Here is an 18294-nt window from a genome sequence, read left to right on the forward strand (position 1 = left end):
GGGCTTACGCGGAAATGTAATTTATTGGTGCGTACTGGAATCTCCCTGCGAGAGCGCAGGGAGATGAGGAGGGGATTAACGGTCGCGCTGGACGGCGATGTGCGCGAGGCCGATTAGCGCATCACGCCATGGGCTGTCGGGAATGACCTGAATGGCGGCGATGGCTTTGTCCGCTTCTTCTTCAGCGCGCTGACGCGTCCATTCCAGGGAGCCGCAGATAGCCATTGTTTCCAGTACCGGTTCCAGAAGATGGCGTCCATTTCCCTGCTCGATAGCCTCCCGGATCATTTTCGCCTGCTCTGGTGTGCCATTGCGCATCGCGTGGAGCAGCGGCAGCGTTGGCTTGCCTTCGTTCAGGTCATCGCCGACGTTTTTACCGAGCGTTTCGCCATCCGCGCTGTAGTCCAGCAAATCATCAATCAGCTGGAACGCGGTGCCGAGGTAACGGCCATAGTCCTGAAGGCCCTTTTCCTGAGCTTCGCTACAGCCTGCCAGAATGCCGGAGCATTGCGCGGCGGCTTCGAACAGACGTGCGGTCTTGCTGTAAATCACCCGCATATAGTTTTCTTCGGTGATGTCCGGGTCGTTGACGTTCATCAGCTGTAGGACTTCACCTTCAGCGATAACGTTCACGGCTTCTGACATCACTTCCAGCACCTTCAGCGAGCCAAGGCTGGTCATCATCTGGAAGGCGCGGGTATAGATAAAATCGCCTACCAGAACGCTTGCCGCATTACCAAACGCGGCGTTGGCGGTGGCTTTTCCACGACGCATGTCTGATTCATCCACAACATCGTCGTGAAGCAGGGTGGCGGTGTGGATAAATTCGATCAGCGCCGCGATCGTGACGTGGGCATTTCCCTGATAGCCAACCGCGCGTGCGGCCAGAATGGCAATCATCGGACGAATACGTTTACCGCCGCCGCTGACGATGTAATAGCCCAACTGATTGATCAGCTGAACGTCAGAGTTGAGTTGCTCCAGGATTGCTGCATTCACACCCGCCATATCTTGCGCGGTTAACTCATTGATTTTTTCTAAATTCATCGCAAAAGCCGGGCTTTTTATCCTGTTTATCCCACACGAGATGGGTACACAAAGGGTTTCGGTTTATAAATAGTATTGCTGATTGTACTGAAAAAACGGCTCAGATAAACGTTACCGTACGTGTTGTGTTTTTTTTCTTCATGTATTGATGGTAGCACTTGTCAAAGGCTCGCGTTTTGCGTAATATTCGCGCCCTATTGTGAATATTTATAGCGCACTCTGAATCATACGAGGATGTGCGCGGAAGCGGAGTTTATATGTACGCGGTTTTCCAAAGTGGTGGTAAACAACACCGAGTAAGCGAAGGTCAGACCGTTCGCCTGGAAAAGCTGGACATCGCAACTGGCGAATCTGTTGAGTTCGCTGAAGTTCTGATGATCGCAAACGGTGAAGAAGTCAAAATCGGCGTTCCTTTCGTTGATGGCGGCGTTATCAAAGCTGAAGTTGTTGCTCACGGTCGTGGCGAGAAAGTTAAAATCGTTAAGTTTCGTCGTCGTAAACACTATCGTAAGCAGCAGGGCCACCGTCAGTGGTTCACTGATGTGAAAATTACTGGCATCAGCGCCTAAGACCTGAGGAGAGATTTAAATGGCACATAAAAAGGCTGGCGGCTCCACACGTAACGGTCGCGATTCAGAAGCTAAACGCCTGGGCGTTAAGCGTTTCGGTGGCGAATCCGTTCTGGCGGGTAGCATCATCGTTCGTCAGCGTGGCACCAAGTTCCACGCGGGTACCAACGTAGGTTGCGGTCGTGACCACACTCTGTTTGCTAAAGCAGACGGTAAAGTGAAATTTGAAGTTAAAGGCCCGAACAACCGTAAATACATCAGCATCGTTGCTGAGTAAGGTTTTCTCGGTCCGGTAACGGATTAAAGCCCCGCAACGTGTTGCGGGGCTTTTTACATTGGAAACCCGGAAAATTTTCTGTAGGGAAAACGGGCATGAAGCAGCAGGCCGGCATGGGTATTCTTTTGGCGCTCACTACCGCAATGTGCTGGGGTGCGCTGCCAATTGCAATGAAGCAGGTACTGGAAGTCATGGAGCCACCGACGGTGGTGTTTTATCGCTTCCTGATGGCAAGCATAGGCCTGGGCGCCATTCTGGCCGTCAAAGGTAAGCTGCCACCGCTGCGCATCTTCCGAAAACCGCGTTGGCTGGTGTTACTGGCTATCGCGACGGGCGGTCTGTTCGGTAACTTCATTCTGTTCAGCTCTTCCCTGCAATATCTTAGCCCTACAGCGTCGCAGGTGATTGGTCAGCTTTCACCGGTCGGCATGATGGTCGCCAGCGTATTCATCCTCAAGGAGAAGATGCGCGGTACGCAGATCATCGGGGCAAGCATGCTGCTTTGCGGGCTGGTGATGTTCTTTAACACCAGCCTGATCGAGATTTTTACCCGCCTGACGGATTACACCTGGGGTGTCATTTTTGGGGTGGGTGCAGCAACGGTCTGGGTGAGTTATGGCGTCGCGCAAAAGGTGTTATTGCGCCGTCTTGCCTCACAGCAGATCCTCTTTTTGCTGTACACTTTGTGTACACTGGCATTATTGCCGTTAGCGAAGCCGGGTGTAATTACCCAGCTCAGCGACTGGCAACTGGCGTGCCTCATTTTTTGTGGGCTGAATACGCTGGTCGGTTATGGCGCGCTGGCTGAAGCCATGGCGCGCTGGCAGGCAGCACAGGTGAGCGCCTTAATCACGCTTACCCCGCTGTTTACGCTGTTATTTTCAGATTTGTTATCAATGGCCTGGCCCGATGTCTTCGTCAAGCCGATGCTCAACCTGTTGGGTTATCTCGGTGCGTTTGTCGTGGTTGCGGGCGCGATGTATTCCGCCATTGGTCATCGTCTCTGGGGGCGTTGGCGCAAAAATGAAGCGGTTGTAATAGTCCCCCGCTCAGGCGAATGAGTTACGGAGAGTAAAATGAAGTTTGTTGATGAAGCGACGATTCTGGTCGTGGCAGGTGATGGCGGTAACGGTTGTGTAAGCTTCCGCCGTGAAAAATATATTCCTCGTGGCGGTCCTGACGGCGGTGACGGTGGGGACGGTGGCGACGTGTGGCTGGAGGCGGATGAAAACCTCAACACGCTGATCGACTACCGTTTCGAAAAATCTTTCCGCGCCGAGCGTGGCCAGAACGGCCAGAGCCGCGACTGTACCGGTAAACGCGGTAAAGACGTGACGATCAAAGTGCCGGTGGGTACGCGTGTCATCGATCAGGGCACGGGCGAAACCATGGGTGATATGACCAAACACGGTCAGCGCCTGATGGTGGCGAAAGGCGGCTGGCATGGTCTGGGTAACAGCCGTTTCAAATCTTCCGTTAACCGTACCCCGCGTCAGAAAACCATGGGTACCCCGGGTGATAAGCGCGACCTGCAACTGGAACTGATGCTGCTGGCGGATGTGGGGATGCTGGGTATGCCAAACGCCGGTAAATCGACGTTTATCCGTGCGGTCTCTGCGGCGAAACCCAAAGTAGCGGATTATCCGTTTACGACGCTGGTGCCGAGCCTGGGCGTTGTCCGTATGGATAACGAGAAGAGCTTTGTGGTCGCTGACATCCCGGGTCTGATTGAAGGGGCAGCAGAAGGCGCCGGTCTGGGTATTCGCTTCCTGAAGCACCTTGAGCGTTGTCGCGTACTGTTGCACCTCATCGACATCGATCCAATCGACGGTTCCGATCCGGTTGAAAACGCCCGTATTATTATCGGCGAGCTGGAGAAATACAGTGAAAAACTGGCGCAAAAACCGCGCTGGCTGGTATTCAACAAGATCGACCTGATGGACAAAGCGGAAGCTGAAGCGAAAGCTAAAGCGATTGCCGACGCGATGGGTTGGGAAGATAAGTACTATCTGATCTCTGCCGCCAGCCAGGTTGGCGTGAAAGATCTCTGCTGGGATGTGATGACCTTTATCATCGAGAATCCGGTTGTTCAGGCAGAAGAGGCGAAACAGCCTGAAAAAGTCGAATTCATGTGGGATGACTACCACCGCCAGCAGCTCGAAGAGCTGGAAGCGGAAGAAGATGATGAAGACTGGGACGATGACTGGGATGAAGACGACGAAGAAGGCGTCGAGTTCATCTACAAGCACTAACCCCTGTATAAAGCCCCTTAACGGGGCTTTTTTTTATCCTATTTTCGCCGGTAACCAACAGCTGGCGATGAGGCCGCCCTCAGCGCCGTTCTCCAGCGTTAAATGGCCATGATGGAGCTGTACGATACGCTGTACGATGCTCAGCCCAAGGCCGCTGCCGCCGTAGCGCTGGTCGAGACGTCGGAAAGGTTCGGTGATCGACTGGCGGTGCGCCTCATCAATACCCGGCCCCTGATCGATTACGCTCACCCGGGTACCGCCCTCCGTCGCTGTTAATGCCACTTCAATGGTTGTGCCTGCCGGGCTGTAGCGGGCGGCATTCTCCAGAAGGTTCCTTAGCATCAGACGTAACAGGACGGCGTCCCCCTGTACCGTCATCGCGCTGTGGGCCGGCCATATTACCGTATGCTCTTTGGCTTCATGCTCCAGGCTGAGCGGAGCAATGATCGTCTCTGTCCAGTTCACGGTATCGTAATGGCCGCTGGCCATTGCCTGCCCGGCACGCGCCAGCATCAGCAGCTGTTCCACCGTGTGCATCAACTGATCGATACGGCTTATCAGTGGCGTGGCCTGCGGGGAACCGGACTGAGCCATCAGTTCCAGATGGAGCCTGATCCCCGCAAGCGGCGTACGTAACTCGTGTGCCGCATCGGCGGTAAACAGGCGTTCCTGTTGAATAGTGTGGTCCAGCCGGGCGAGGAGTTGATTGAGCGATGTGGTCACAGCGCCTATCTCTTCCATATCGGAATACATCGGCAGGGGAGTCAGATTATCCGCCGAACGGTTCGCAAGGCTGGCGCGAAGTTTGTTGAGTGGTCGGGTGATCCAGGTGACTGCCCAGAATGAGAAGAGCAGGGTAAAACCGACCATCACCAGAGAAGGGACCAGCAGGGAGGCAATGGCTTCGCGGATCTCTTTTTCGACATGGTTGTTGCGTGCTTTAGCGGACAACGTTTCGTTCACCAGAAAACCGATCTGCTCGCGGCTCTCATGCCACAGCCAGACAACGCTAATGAGTTGAAAAAATAGCAGAATAACCGCCAGCAACACCATTAATCGCCGGCGCATACTGTTCATTTCTGGCTCTCCAGACGGTAACCCACGCCGCGTACGGTTTTGATGCGATCTTTACCGAGCTTGCGGCGCAGATTATGAATGTGAACTTCAAGCGTGTTTGATCCTGGATCGTCCTGCCAGGAGTAGATGTCCTGTTGCAGCGTTTCACGGTGCACGGTCTGCCCGCTGCGCATGATCAGGCGCGTCAGCAGAGCGAACTCTTTTGGCGTCACTTCCACAGGCTGAGACTGGCGCAGTACCTGCTGAGTTTGCAGATTGAGGGTGATATCTCCGTCCGTCAGCAGGTTGTCGCTGTGGCCCTGATAGCGGCGGATCAACGCCCGTACGCGAGCCTGTAACTCGGCAAGGGCGAAGGGTTTTACCAGATAATCGTCAGCGCCAGAATCCAGCCCGTTAATTCTGTCTTCAATGGCATCGCGGGCGGTGAGAATCAATACGGGATTCTCCACCCCGCGACGACGCCACTGGCAGAGCAGCGTCGCGCCGTCTTTATCCGGCAGCCCTAAATCCAGGATCACCAGGCTGTATTCACCGCTCTGGATCAGGGCATCTGCTTCAGCGGCCGTGGTGGCACAATCCAGGGCGTAGCCTTCATTCCCCAGCGCCAGCGCTAACCCTTCCTGCAATAACAGATCGTCTTCAACTATCAGTAGCTTCATCGCTAGTTATTCTGGTAGATGTCCTTATAGAGCCTGCTTTCGAAACGCACCAGTGGAATACGGCGATTGCGCTGGTCAGCCGGTTCGACGGCATAGCCGGAAAGATACTGCACAAATGCCATGCGTTGTCCGCTGGCGGTCGTGATAAAACCGGCAAGGTTGTAAACGCCTTGCAGGGAACCCGTTTTGGCTGACACTTTGCCATCCACGCCCGCAGCGTGAAGGCCCGCGCGGTACTGAAGAGAGCCGTCGTGTCCGGCAAGCGGCAGCATCGTAATAAAGTTTAGCTCAGCGTCATGCTGAGCAATGTACTGCAACACCTGCATCATGGTGGCCGGCGAGATCAGGTTATGACGCGATAAACCGGAACCATCAACGGCGATCGTATTGCCCAGATCGATACCCGCCTGCTGGCGCAGGATCTGACGTACGGCATCAGAACCGGCCCGCCAGGTGCCCGGCACACCAAAGCGCGCGTGCCCAATCATGCGGAACACCGTGTCGGCAATCATGTTATCCGACTTTTTCAGCATAATCTTAAGCAAATCATGCAGTGGCGCGGACTGTTTGCTGGCGATCACCGTGCCTGGCTCATTCACCTGCGTCTGGCGCAGCAGCGTTCCGGTGTAGGTTATGCCCGCCTGCTTCAGTTCATCTTTAAAAATGGCACCGGCATAGCCCGCGCCATCCTGAATGGCGAAGGCCAGCGGGAGGGGATCGGCCCGCTGGGTCAGGCAGCCGGTGAGCGTATAGCGATTGAGATCGCCCGGTACCACGTCCAGCTCGCAATACTGCGCCTCCGGGGAGCCTTTCGCCAGCGTCCGCACCTGGCTGAACATCGTGACCGGGTAGTATGAGGCCACGCGGATAAAAGCTAAGTCATTTGGTTTTGGCGCGCTGTAAAGCGATACGGAGAAGCAGTTACGGTCAACGATGGCGGCGGCTGGCGGGGCGCTAAAGCACTGCGTCATGTCGTTCCACGGCCAGCCAGGCGCTTTATCGTGGCTGGCGAAAATGGAGGTGTCGATCAGCACGTTGCCATCAATTTTTGTTACGCCGGATTTTTTCAGTACCGCCACCATATTGCGGACATCCTGGCGCTTAAAGGTGGGATCGCCACCAAAACGGGCGATAAGATCGCCTTTCAGTTCGCCACCCTCAACGTTACCTCTGGTTTCAAGGGTGGTAGTAAAACGGAAGTCAGGCCCGAGCTGGAGCAGGGCGGCGAGGGCAGTGATCACCTTCTGGGTACTGGCAGGCAGCGCCATCTGTTGACTGTGATAGTCAATCTCGGGAGCCTGCGCGCCAACCTTCTGCACCATCAGGGCAAGGTTCGCGCCGGCGGGCAGTTGATTAATGTACTCATCAACATTCGCGGCCTGAACGGTGAACGTTATACTGGTAGTCAATCCGATGATAAAACTGGAAAATCGCATAATCTCGCGCTAACAACCCGAAAACAAACCGTCATACTACGGTGCATGGCACTGTAAAGTAAACGATGACCCATAGTGAACTTCGCGGTAAAATGCGTATCAAATTGAAAAATTGCTGCTGACCTGGGGCGTTGCTCCCGGGTCGGTTTTCTTTTTGCTTCTGGCCTGTTCAGGTGGGCTGGAGCAGGGAACACTGCTCCCAACAGGAATGTTTAAGAGGTATAACAAATGCAAGCTATTCCGATGACCTTACGTGGTGCCGAAAAACTGCGCGAAGAGCTGGATTTTCTCAAATCCGTGCGTCGCCCTGAAATCATCGCCGCTATCGCGGAAGCGCGTGAGCATGGCGACCTGAAAGAGAATGCTGAATACCACGCGGCGCGTGAGCAGCAGGGTTTCTGTGAGGGGCGCATTAAAGATATCGAGGCGAAACTGTCTAACGCGCAGGTTATCGATATCACCAAAATGCCAAATAATGGCCGTGTGATCTTCGGCTCTACCGTCAGCGTCCTGAATCTGGACAACGACGAAGAGCAGACCTATCGCATCGTGGGTGATGATGAAGCGGACTTCAAACAGAACCTGATTTCGGTGAACTCGCCGATTGCTCGTGGCCTGATTGGCAAAGAGCAGGACGATGTGGTCACCATCCGCACCCCTGGTGGTGAAGTGGAATACGAAATTATTAAGGTTGAATACCTGTAATTCGCTTCTCTACTAAGATGTTGATACATTGTAAAGAAAAGAAAAAGGCCGCATAGCGGCCTTTTATCAACTCAAGGAGCATGGCATTTTGCTCGCCTGCTGAAAGAAATCCCTCGTTTCACACAGAAAATGTGTTCGATTCAGGATATCCTTAACGTGGCAGCGAGATTTTGCGCTCTTTTGATGGGCGATAGAGCACCAGCGTTTTACCGATGACCTGTACATTACAGGCGCCGGTTTCGCGCACGATGGCTTCCACGATCAGGTTTTTAGTGTCTCTGTCTTCAGAGGCGATTTTCACCTTGATCAGCTCGTGGTGTTCCAGCGCTTGTTCAATCTCGGCAAGCACCCCTTCGGTCAAACCATTGTTGCCAAGCATCACTACAGGCTTGAGCGGATGTGCCAGACCTTTAAGGTGCTGTTTTTGTTTAGTACTCAGATTCATCGTATATTTTTGCTTACGTTGGGATTGAAAACGGTTCATTCTACCGCCATCTCCCTAATATCGCCAAATAGCTGCGTAGAAATTTACGTCACAGGCAAGCAACGATGAACCAGGACGGAAATGTTAAATGACAGGTAAGAAGCGTTCTGCCAGCTCCAGCCGCTGGCTTCAGGAACACTTTAGCGATAAATATGTTCAACAGGCGCAGAAAAAGGGGTTGCGTTCCCGCGCCTGGTTTAAACTTGATGAAATACAGCAAAGTGACAAACTTTTTAAACCGGGAATGACGGTGGTCGACCTCGGTGCGGCACCTGGCGGATGGTCCCAGTATGCGGTTACGCAGATCGGCGGAACGGGCCGAATCATCGCATGCGATCTTTTACCAATGGATCCCATCGTCGGTGTCGACTTCCTTCAGGGCGACTTTCGTGATGAATTAGTGCTTAAAGCACTACTTGATCGTGTAGGTGACAGTAAGGTCCAGGTTGTCATGTCGGATATGGCGCCAAATATGTGTGGAACACCGGCGGTGGATATCCCCCGCGCCATGTATCTGGTGGAACTAGCGTTAGAAATGTGTCGTGATGTACTAGCGCCTGGTGGTAGTTTTGTTGTGAAGGTGTTTCAGGGCGAAGGTTTCGAGGAGTATCTTAAGGAAATTCGCTCCCTGTTTGCGAAGGTCAAAGTTCGTAAGCCGGACTCTTCCCGGGCCCGTTCCCGTGAAGTGTATATTGTAGCGACCGGGCGAAAATGATAACCGGTAGATTTCAGGCGAAAGTTTGAATGAAACTGGATATAGAGTATCCTGACGCTGTTTTTAACACAGTTGTAATATGAGGTTAATCCCTTGAGTGACATGGCGAAAAACCTAATACTCTGGCTGGTCATTGCCGTTGTGCTGATGTCAGTATTCCAGAGCTTTGGGCCCAGCGAGTCGAATGGCCGCAAGGTGGATTATTCTACCTTCCTGCAAGAGGTCAATCAGGACCAGGTTCGCGAAGCGCGTATCAACGGACGTGAGATCAACGTTACCAAGAAAGATAGTAACCGTTACACGACTTACATCCCGGTGAACGATCCTAAGCTGCTTGATAACCTTCTGACCAAAAACGTCAAAGTGGTAGGCGAGCCGCCGGAAGAACCAAGCCTGCTGGCTTCTATCTTCATTTCCTGGTTCCCGATGCTGCTTCTTATCGGCGTCTGGATCTTCTTTATGCGCCAGATGCAGGGCGGTGGTGGCAAAGGTGCCATGTCGTTCGGTAAGAGCAAGGCGCGTATGCTGACGGAAGACCAGATCAAGACCACGTTTGCTGACGTAGCAGGTTGTGACGAAGCAAAAGAAGAGGTGGGTGAACTGGTTGAATACCTGCGCGAGCCGAGCCGTTTCCAGAAACTGGGCGGTAAGATCCCGAAAGGCGTCCTGATGGTCGGCCCTCCGGGTACCGGTAAAACCCTGCTGGCAAAAGCCATCGCGGGTGAAGCGAAGGTGCCGTTCTTTACTATTTCAGGTTCTGACTTCGTTGAAATGTTCGTGGGTGTCGGTGCATCTCGTGTGCGTGACATGTTCGAGCAGGCTAAGAAGGCAGCACCGTGCATCATCTTCATCGATGAAATCGACGCCGTAGGCCGCCAGCGTGGCGCAGGCCTGGGTGGTGGTCACGATGAACGTGAGCAGACGCTGAACCAGATGCTGGTTGAGATGGACGGCTTCGAAGGTAACGAAGGTATCATCGTTATCGCGGCAACTAACCGTCCGGACGTACTCGACCCTGCGCTGCTGCGTCCAGGCCGTTTTGACCGTCAGGTTGTGGTCGGTCTGCCGGATGTTCGCGGTCGTGAACAGATTCTGAAAGTGCATATGCGACGCGTACCGCTGGCGCCAGATATCGACGCGGCAATCATTGCGCGTGGTACTCCAGGCTTCTCCGGTGCGGATCTGGCTAACCTGGTCAACGAAGCAGCACTGTTTGCCGCTCGCGGTAACAAGCGCGTGGTGTCCATGGTGGAATTCGAGAAAGCGAAAGACAAAATCATGATGGGGGCGGAACGTCGCTCCATGGTGATGACGGAAGCGCAGAAAGAGTCCACGGCATATCACGAAGCGGGCCACGCGATTATCGGTCGTCTGGTGCCGGAACACGATCCCGTACACAAGGTGACGATTATTCCGCGCGGTCGTGCGCTGGGTGTGACCTTCTTCCTGCCTGAAGGCGACGCGATCAGCGCCAGCCGTCAGAAGCTGGAAAGCCAGATTTCAACCCTGTACGGCGGTCGTCTGGCTGAAGAGATTATCTACGGTGCGGAACATGTTTCCACCGGTGCGTCGAACGATATTAAAGTGGCGACAAACCTGGCGCGTAACATGGTGACTCAGTGGGGCTTCTCCGACAAACTCGGTCCGCTGCTGTATGCAGAGGAAGAGGGCGAAGTATTCCTGGGCCGCTCTGTGGCAAAAGCGAAACATATGTCCGATGAAACGGCACGTATCATCGACCAGGAAGTGAAAGCGCTGATTGAACGTAACTACGCTCGCGCCCGTCAGATCCTGAACGACAATATGGACATCCTGCATTCGATGAAAGATGCGCTCATGAAATATGAGACCATCGATGCACCGCAGATTGACGACCTGATGGCGCGCCGCGAAGTGCGTCCGCCGGCAGGCTGGGAAGACCCAGGCGCGTCTAACAATTCTGACAACAATGGCACCCCGCGTGCGCCGCGTCCGGTCGATGAACCGCGTACGCCAAACCCGGGCAACACCATGTCAGAGCAGTTGGGCGACAAGTAAGTCACTGCTGTTGAAGCGTTTGTCTGTATCTCAAACCCTGGAGCTTGCTCCGGGGTTTTTCTTATCTGTTTAACCACATTAATCCCAGGGACTTCACCATGAAACTATTCGCCCAGGACTCGCATCTCGACCTTTCACATCCCCATGTGATGGGGATCCTGAATGTCACGCCTGATTCCTTCTCTGACGGCGGCACGCATAATTCGCTTATCGACGCGGTTAAACACGCGAATTTGATGATTAACGCGGGTGCCACCATCATTGACGTTGGAGGGGAGTCAACGCGGCCTGGCGCGGCGGAGGTTTCGGTGGAAGAAGAGCTGGCGCGCGTGGTGCCGGTGGTGGAGGCTATCGCCCGGCGCTTTGAAGTGTGGATCTCCGTTGATACCTCCAAACCCGAAGTGATCCGTGAAGTGGCGAGAGTGGGCGCTCACATTATCAATGATATCCGCTCGCTGACCGAGCCGGGCGCGATTGAAGCCGCCGCAGAAACCGGGCTACCGGTGTGTCTGATGCATATGCAGGGTCAGCCTAAGACAATGCAGGAGGCGCCAAAATATGAAGATGTGTTTGCCGACGTCACCCGCTTCTTTATTGAGCATATCGAACGCTGTGAACGTGCGGGTATCGCAAAAGAGAAATTGCTGCTCGACCCGGGCTTCGGTTTCGGTAAAAATCTCTCACACAATTACGCGTTGCTTGCGCGCTTATCAGAGTTTCATCAGTTCGGCCTGCCACTGCTGGTGGGAATGTCGAGAAAATCGATGATTGGTCAGTTGTTGAATGTCGGGCCGAGCGAACGTCTGAGCGGCAGTCTGGCCTGCGCGGTGATTGCCGCGATGCAAGGTGCACACATCATTCGCGTCCATGACGTAAAAGAAACAGTAGAAGCCATGCGTGTGGTGGAAGCCACACTGGCAGCGAAGGAAAACAAACGCTATGAGTAATCGTAAATATTTTGGTACCGATGGCATCCGTGGGCGCGTAGGCGATGCGCCAATTACCCCTGACTTTGTCCTGAAGCTGGGCTGGGCAGCGGGGAAAGTGCTGGCGCGTCATGGCTCCCGTAAGATCATTATTGGGAAAGATACCCGTATTTCGGGTTATATGCTGGAGTCCGCGCTGGAAGCCGGGCTGGCGGCGGCGGGGCTTTCAGCTTCCTTTACGGGGCCAATGCCGACCCCTGCTGTTGCCTATCTGACCCGCACCTTCCGTGCTGAAGCGGGCATCGTCATTTCCGCTTCCCATAATCCGTTCTATGACAACGGTATCAAATTCTTCTCCATCGACGGCACCAAACTGCCGGATGACGTGGAAGAGGCGATTGAAGCGGAAATGGAAAAAGAGATCACCTGTGTTGACTCCGCTGAGCTGGGTAAAGCAAACCGTATTGTCGATGCCGCAGGCCGCTACATTGAATTCTGCAAAGGCACTTTCCCGAATGAGCTGAGCCTGGCACACCTCAAAATTGTGGTGGACTGTGCCAACGGTGCGACTTACCACATTGCGCCGAATGTGTTCCGCGAGCTGGGTGCCAAAGTGATCACTATCGGCTGCGAGCCGGACGGTCTGAACATCAACGAAGAAGTCGGCGCGACAGACGTGCGTGCCTTGCAGGCGCGTGTGCTGGCTGAAAAGGCCGATCTGGGTATTGCCCTGGATGGCGATGGTGACCGTGTGATCATGGTTGACCACGAAGGTAATAAGGTTGATGGCGATCAGATCCTCTACATCATTGCCCGTGAAGGCCTGCGTCAGGGGCAACTGCGCGGTGGCGCGGTGGGCACGCTGATGAGCAATATGGGCCTGGAACTGGCGTTGAAACAGCTGGGCATCCCGTTTGTTCGTGCGAAAGTGGGTGACCGCTACGTGCTGGAAAAACTCCAGGAGAAAGGCTGGCGTATTGGCGCGGAAAACTCCGGCCACGTGATCCTGCTCGATAAAACCACCACCGGTGACGGTATTGTGGCGGCACTTCAGGTTGTTGCCGCGATGGCGCGTAACCATATGAGCCTGCACGATCTGTGCAGCGGCATGAAAATGTTCCCGCAGATTCTGGTCAATGTGCGTTTCACCGCGGGTAAAGGCGACCCGCTGGAAAATGATAACGTGAAAGCGGTGATGGCAGACGTGGAAGCGACTCTTGGCAGCCGTGGGCGCGTCCTGCTGCGTAAGTCGGGTACCGAGCCGCTGATCCGCGTGATGGTGGAAGGCGAAGACGAAGCGCAGGTAACCGAATTTGCGCACCGCATTGCAGATGCAGTCAAAGCTGCATAATCTTTCAGAATAAGTGTTTAAAAAGGCGGCGTTTGCCGCCTTTGTTTTAAGCAATGAATGGCTTTTTGCTGTTTTTTTCCGCAGTTGATACAATGCCTCGAAAATGCCCTTGCGAAGGTGATTCGCTTTGGTTAGTATTCACACCCGCTTCAGTGGGAAACAAAATCCTGCTAATTGGTCGAAGCATTGGTATGCGGCAAATCCGCAAGGAACAGGTTGATTATGTACGAAGCTCTTTTAGTTATCTTCCTTATTGTAGCCATCGCTCTCGTAGCGCTGATTATGCTACAGCAAGGTAAAGGCGCTGATATGGGAGCCTCCTTCGGAGCAGGCGCTTCCGGTACGCTGTTCGGTTCAAGTGGTTCTGCGAACTTCATGACCCGTACGACGGCGATTCTGGCTACGCTGTTCTTCATCATCAGTCTGGTGCTGGGCAATATCAACAGCAACAAGACCAGTAAAGGAAGCGAGTGGGAAAATCTGAGCGCGCCAGCAAAAACTGAGCAAACTCAGCCAGCTGCACCGGCTAAGCCAACCAGCGATATCCCGCAGTAAGTATTCCGTACCGAGGTGGTGGAATTGGTAGACACGCTACCTTGAGGTGGTAGTGCCCTAACGGGCTTGTGGGTTCGAGTCCCATCCTCGGTACCAATATTCCAGAAGAAAGACGTCGCAAGACGTCTTTTTTTTCGTCTGTACATTCTGTGTATCCGATCTTTTGTAGGGCGGGTAAGCGCAGCGCCACCCGCCGTTTTGCCCGGTGGCGCTGCGCTTACCGGGCCTACGAAGACCACAAAAAAGGCGCCCAATGGGCGCCTTTTGCATGACTTGCTGTCGATTATTTCTTATCGCTGTGTTCCAGGTTCTCAACCTGAGGGAGGCCATTACCGGAACTGGCGGAGAGCAGGCCATTCTCAACATAGTTGAACAGCTTCTCACGGGTATCGGTGATGTCCAGGTTACGCATGGTCAGCTGGCCAATACGATCGTCCGGAGAGAACACTGACTCACCTTTCTCCATGGTCAGACGCTCTGCTTTATAGGTCAGGTTGTCAGACACGGTATTGAGGATGGAGTAATCATTGCCGCGACGCAGTTCCAGCGTCACTTCGCCGGTGATTGCGCTTGCCACCCAACGTTGCAGGGCGTCACGCAGCATCAGCGCCTGTGGATCAAACCAGCGACCCTGATACAGCAGTTTGCCCAGCTGACGGCCATGAGAGTGATACTGCTCGATGGTGTCTTCGTTGTGAATACCGGTCAGCAGACGCTCGTAAGCGATGTGCAGCAGCGCCATCCCCGGCGCTTCGTAAATGCCACGGCTTTTCGCTTCAATGATACGGTTTTCGATCTGATCGCTCATACCCAGACCGTGACGACCGCCGATGCGGTTTGCTTCCAGCATCAGTTCAACATCGTCGGAGAAGGTTTTACCGTTCAGGGCAACCGGATGACCACGTTCGAAACGCACGGTCACTTCTTCCGCCGGGATCTTCACGTTCTCATCCCAGAACTTCACGCCCATGATCGGGTTAACAATTTTTACGCTGGAGTTCAGGAATTCCAGGTCTTTCGCTTCGTGCGTCGCACCCAGCATGTTGGAGTCGGTTGAGTAGGCTTTCTCAACGGACATCTTGTAGTCAAAGCCGCAGGCAATCATAAACTCAGACATTTCATGACGGCCACCCAGCTCGTCGATGAAGTCGGTATCCAGCCACGGTTTGTAGATCTGCAACTCGGCGTTGGTCAGCAGGCCATAACGATAGAAACGTTCAATATCGTTGCCTTTATAGGTGCTACCGTCCCCCCAGATGTTCACGCCATCTTCTTTCATGGCGGCGACCAGCATAGTGCCGGTGACGGCACGACCCAGCGGGGTGGTATTGAAATAGGTCAGGCCGCCGGTCGTATTATGGAAAGCACCGCACTGGATCGCGGCAATCCCTTCGGCAACCAGCTGCTTACGGCAGTCGATCAGACGTGCGTTCTCTGCGCCATATTCCATGGCACGACGAGGGATCGCGTCATAATCTTCCTCGTCCGGCTGACCCAGGTTCGCAGTATATGCATAAGGAACCGCTCCCTTCTGGCGCATCCACAGCAGTGCAGCGCTGGTATCCAGGCCGCCAGAAAAAGCGATGCCAATACGTTGTCCTACCGGGAGATGCTTGAGAATCGTCGTCATATAATAAAACCCTGCTTGATTGACTGATTAGAGACCGCTTTCGCTCTCGATGCATGTTTATGCAAAATAAGTGAGTATTCATTTAATCATCTTTTATCGACGACCGAAAGAGACGTGTGCGTTTTTTGTAAAAATTTCCCTTTTATTGCCCTGGCTGAAGTTGGGTTGACAGGTGGGGTCAACTATCAATATACTGAACGCCGATTTTACGTCCCGTCTTCGGTACCAAATCCCAGCATTATTTGCAAATTCTGTCCAAAACGCGTAGAATTTGCCACGTTTCAGGCGCGGGGTGGAGCAGCCTGGTAGCTCGTCGGGCTCATAACCCGAAGGTCGTCGGTTCAAATCCGGCCCCCGCAACCACTTTCCTATAAAGTTCTTTTTCAAATATACTGTGAAGACTTAGAGCCTTCGTAGCTGGATTTGAAAAAATGCTTTCGGAGAGTGCTCCAGGCCACAGTTGTGGCTATAGGGTTCAGTTATCTAAAGCCCCGATTTATCGGGGTTTTTTGTTATCTGACTACAGAATAACTGGGCTTTACGCCCTTTTTTTATGTCTTGGGGGTGGGCTTGTCCACATTAGAGCAAAAATTAACAGAGATGATTACTGCGCCGGTCGAAGCACTGGGCTACGAACTGGTCGGCATCGAATTCGTTCGCGGCCGTACATCCACACTGCGCATCTATATTGATAGTGAAGATGGCATCAATGTTGATGATTGTGCTGATGTCAGCCACCAGGTGAGTGCGGTTCTTGATGTTGAAGATCCGATTACCGTTGCGTACAACCTGGAAGTTTCCTCACCTGGCCTCGATCGTCCGATGTTCACGGCCGAGCACTACGTGCGCTTTACCGGTGAAGAAGTGGCTCTCGTTCTGCGTATGGCCGTACAGAACCGCCGTAAATGGCAGGGAATTATCAAAGCCGTTGATGGTGAAATGATCACGGTGACAGTCGAAGGCAAAGATGAAGTGTTCGCGCTGAGTAATATCCAGAAGGCGAACCTGGTTCCCCACTTTTAACAGTCTGGATTGAGGTGAAAAGCCCGCGATGAACAAAGAAATTTTGGCTGTTGTTGAAGCCGTCTCCAACGAGAAATCACTGCCGCGTGAGAAGATTTTCGAAGCGCTGGAAAGTGCACTGGCTACAGCAACCAAGAAAAAATACGAACAAGAGATCGATGTTCGCGTAGAAATCGATCGTAAAAGCGGTGACTTCGATACATTCCGTCGTTGGGTAATCGTTGAAGAAGTGACCCAACCGACCAAAGAGATCACCCTGGAAGCGGCACGTTTTGAAGACGAAAGTCTGAACGTGGGTGACTACGTTGAAGATCAGATTGAATCTGTTACCTTCGACCGTATCACCACCCAGACCGCGAAGCAGGTTATCGTGCAGAAAGTTCGCGAAGCCGAGCGCGCGCTGGTTGTCGATCAGTTCCGCGATCAGGAAGGCGAAATCATCACCGGCGTGGTGAAGAAAGTGAACCGCGACAACATCTCTCTGGAGATCAAATCCGAAGGGCTGCCGGGTAACGCTGAAGCCGTGATCCTGCGTGAAGACATGCTGCCGCGTGAAAACTTCCGCCCAGGCGACCGTATTCGTGGTGTGCTGTATGCCGTACGTCCTGAAGCGCGTGGTGCACAGCTGTTCGTGACGCGTTCTAAACCAGAAATGCTGGTTGAACTGTTCCGTATCGAAGTGCCGGAAATCGGCGAAGAAGTTATCGAGATCAAAGCGGCGGCCCGCGATCCGGGTTCCCGTGCGAAAATTGCGGTGAAAACCAACGACAAGCGTATCGACCCGGTCGGTGCTTGCGTCGGTATGCGTGGCGCACGTGTTCAGGCGGTTTCTACCGAACTGGGCGGCGAGCGCATTGATATCGTTCTGTGGGACGATAACCCGGCGCAGTTCGTGATCAACGCAATGGCACCGGCTGATGTGGCGTCTATCGTTGTTGACGAAGACAAACACACCATGGATATCGCTGTAGAAGCGGGCAACCTGGCGCAGGCGATTGGCCGTAACGGTCAGAACGTACGTCTGGCGTCACAGCTGAGCGGCTGGGAACTCAACGTGATGACCGTTGATGACCTTCAGGCCAAGCATCAGGCTGAAGCCCACGCGGCGATCGATACCTTCACCAAATACCTGGACATTGACGAAGACTTCGCCACTGTGCTGGTTGAAGAAGGTTTCTCTACGCTGGAAGAACTGGCCTACGTGCCAATGAAAGAGCTGCTGGAAATTGACGGTCTGGATGAACCAACCGTTGAAGCCCTGCGTGAACGCGCTAAAAACGCACTGACCACCCTGGCGCTGGCTCAGGAAGAAAGCCTTGGCGATAAGAAGCCGGCTGATGACCTGCTGAATCTGGAAGGTCTTGATCGTGCGATTGCGTTCAAGCTGGCTGCCCGTGGTGTTTGTACGCTGGAAGATCTCGCTGAGCAAGGCGTTGATGACCTGGCCGATATCGAAGGTTTAACCGACGAGAAAGCCGGCGAACTCATCATGGCCGCACGTAATATTTGCTGGTTCGGCGACGAAGCGTAATAAACTGTAGCAGGAAGGAA

18 protein-coding genes and 2 tRNA genes are annotated in these 18294 nt (G+C 53.7%); 14 read left to right on the forward strand and 6 right to left on the reverse strand.

The window, feature by feature from the left end:
- Positions 1 to 75: 75 nt before the first annotated feature.
- Positions 76 to 1047, reverse strand: a complete 972-nt coding sequence (gene ispB / locus IM290_RS02900) for an octaprenyl diphosphate synthase (protein ID WP_006812126.1) — start codon at positions 1045 to 1047, stop codon at positions 76 to 78.
- A 257-nt stretch (positions 1048 to 1304) separates the two neighbouring features.
- Here ispB and rplU point away from each other — a divergent pair, with 257 nt between their 5' ends.
- The 4 genes from rplU (at position 1305) to cgtA (ending at position 4145) form a co-directional block, all read left to right on the forward strand.
- A complete protein-coding gene (gene rplU, locus IM290_RS02905; protein ID WP_003025032.1) occupies positions 1305 to 1616 on the forward strand; it encodes a 50S ribosomal protein L21 in 312 nt (103 codons plus the stop codon).
- 19 nt (positions 1617 to 1635) lie between these two features.
- Positions 1636 to 1893: a 50S ribosomal protein L27 gene (rpmA, locus tag IM290_RS02910; protein ID WP_003861831.1), complete on the forward strand. Its 258-nt coding sequence runs from the start codon at positions 1636 to 1638 to the stop codon at positions 1891 to 1893.
- Between the two features lie 95 nt (positions 1894 to 1988).
- Positions 1989 to 2954, forward strand: coding sequence for a DMT family transporter (locus IM290_RS02915; RefSeq protein WP_015571979.1), 966 nt, complete (start codon positions 1989 to 1991; stop codon positions 2952 to 2954).
- Between the two features lie 15 nt (positions 2955 to 2969).
- Positions 2970 to 4145, forward strand: coding sequence for an Obg family GTPase CgtA (gene cgtA / locus IM290_RS02920; protein WP_006812124.1), 1176 nt, complete (start codon positions 2970 to 2972; stop codon positions 4143 to 4145).
- Positions 4146 to 4178: 33 nt separating this feature from the next.
- Here the strand turns inward: cgtA and pmrB are convergent, their stop codons facing one another.
- The 3 genes from pmrB to dacB are packed head-to-tail and all read right to left on the reverse strand — an operon-like array spanning position 4179 to position 7317.
- Positions 4179 to 5222: a two-component system sensor histidine kinase PmrB gene (pmrB, locus tag IM290_RS02925; protein ID WP_193041850.1), complete on the reverse strand. Its 1044-nt coding sequence runs from the start codon at positions 5220 to 5222 to the stop codon at positions 4179 to 4181.
- Positions 5219 to 5881: a two-component system response regulator PmrA gene (pmrA, locus tag IM290_RS02930; RefSeq protein WP_015571977.1), complete on the reverse strand. Its 663-nt coding sequence runs from the start codon at positions 5879 to 5881 to the stop codon at positions 5219 to 5221. The genes pmrB and pmrA overlap by 4 nt, the downstream gene beginning before the upstream one ends.
- 2 nt (positions 5882 to 5883) lie before the next feature.
- Entirely contained in the window at positions 5884 to 7317 is a 1434-nt protein-coding gene (gene dacB, locus IM290_RS02935; protein WP_003861817.1) for a serine-type D-Ala-D-Ala carboxypeptidase, read from the reverse strand.
- Positions 7318 to 7545: 228 nt separating this feature from the next.
- On the opposite strand from dacB, the gene greA reads away from it, so the two are divergent.
- Positions 7546 to 8022: a transcription elongation factor GreA gene (greA, locus tag IM290_RS02940; RefSeq protein ID WP_006812122.1), complete on the forward strand. Its 477-nt coding sequence runs from the start codon at positions 7546 to 7548 to the stop codon at positions 8020 to 8022.
- Between the two features lie 151 nt (positions 8023 to 8173).
- On the opposite strand, the gene yhbY is transcribed toward greA, so the two are convergent.
- Positions 8174 to 8467: a ribosome assembly RNA-binding protein YhbY gene (gene yhbY, locus IM290_RS02945; RefSeq protein WP_003861814.1), complete on the reverse strand. Its 294-nt coding sequence runs from the start codon at positions 8465 to 8467 to the stop codon at positions 8174 to 8176.
- Between the two features lie 127 nt (positions 8468 to 8594).
- Between yhbY and rlmE the strand changes: the two genes are divergently transcribed.
- From rlmE to IM290_RS02975, 6 genes are all read left to right on the forward strand, one after another.
- A complete protein-coding gene (gene rlmE / locus IM290_RS02950; protein WP_003861812.1) occupies positions 8595 to 9221 on the forward strand; it encodes a 23S rRNA (uridine(2552)-2'-O)-methyltransferase RlmE in 627 nt (208 codons plus the stop codon).
- Positions 9222 to 9323: 102 nt separating this feature from the next.
- The gene (gene ftsH / locus IM290_RS02955) at positions 9324 to 11258 is read left to right on the forward strand and encodes an ATP-dependent zinc metalloprotease FtsH (RefSeq protein ID WP_003861810.1); all 1935 of its coding nucleotides are present in this window, start codon (positions 9324 to 9326) and stop codon (positions 11256 to 11258) included.
- A 98-nt stretch (positions 11259 to 11356) separates the two neighbouring features.
- Positions 11357 to 12205, forward strand: coding sequence for a dihydropteroate synthase (gene folP, locus IM290_RS02960; protein WP_003861807.1), 849 nt, complete (start codon positions 11357 to 11359; stop codon positions 12203 to 12205).
- Positions 12198 to 13535, forward strand: a complete 1338-nt coding sequence (glmM, locus tag IM290_RS02965; protein ID WP_017693917.1) for a phosphoglucosamine mutase — start codon at positions 12198 to 12200, stop codon at positions 13533 to 13535. The genes folP and glmM overlap by 8 nt, the downstream gene beginning before the upstream one ends.
- A 222-nt stretch (positions 13536 to 13757) precedes the next feature.
- On the forward strand, positions 13758 to 14090 hold the full coding sequence (gene secG, locus IM290_RS02970) for a preprotein translocase subunit SecG (RefSeq protein WP_003861803.1): 333 nt from the start codon (positions 13758 to 13760) through the stop codon (positions 14088 to 14090).
- Positions 14091 to 14099: 9 nt separating this feature from the next.
- A tRNA-Leu gene (locus tag IM290_RS02975) sits at positions 14100 to 14186 on the forward strand.
- A 187-nt stretch (positions 14187 to 14373) separates the two neighbouring features.
- Here the strand turns inward: IM290_RS02975 and argG are convergent.
- Positions 14374 to 15720: an argininosuccinate synthase gene (gene argG, locus IM290_RS02980; protein ID WP_015571974.1), complete on the reverse strand. Its 1347-nt coding sequence runs from the start codon at positions 15718 to 15720 to the stop codon at positions 14374 to 14376.
- Between the two features lie 286 nt (positions 15721 to 16006).
- Here argG and IM290_RS02985 point away from each other — a divergent pair.
- The 3 genes from IM290_RS02985 to nusA all read left to right on the forward strand — a co-directional run bounded on the left by IM290_RS02985 (position 16007) and on the right by nusA (position 18274).
- Positions 16007 to 16083: transfer RNA gene (locus IM290_RS02985), tRNA-Met, on the forward strand.
- Positions 16084 to 16290: 207 nt separating this feature from the next.
- On the forward strand, positions 16291 to 16743 hold the full coding sequence (rimP, locus tag IM290_RS02990; RefSeq protein ID WP_014833432.1) for a ribosome maturation factor RimP: 453 nt from the start codon (positions 16291 to 16293) through the stop codon (positions 16741 to 16743).
- Positions 16744 to 16771: 28 nt separating this feature from the next.
- Positions 16772 to 18274, forward strand: coding sequence for a transcription termination factor NusA (gene nusA, locus IM290_RS02995; protein WP_003861798.1), 1503 nt, complete (start codon positions 16772 to 16774; stop codon positions 18272 to 18274).
- Positions 18275 to 18294 lie beyond the last annotated feature (20 nt).

The sequence above is a fragment of the Enterobacter cloacae complex sp. S1 genome, assembly GCF_014930525.1.
Lineage (GTDB): Bacteria > Pseudomonadota > Gammaproteobacteria > Enterobacterales > Enterobacteriaceae > Enterobacter > Enterobacter hormaechei_C.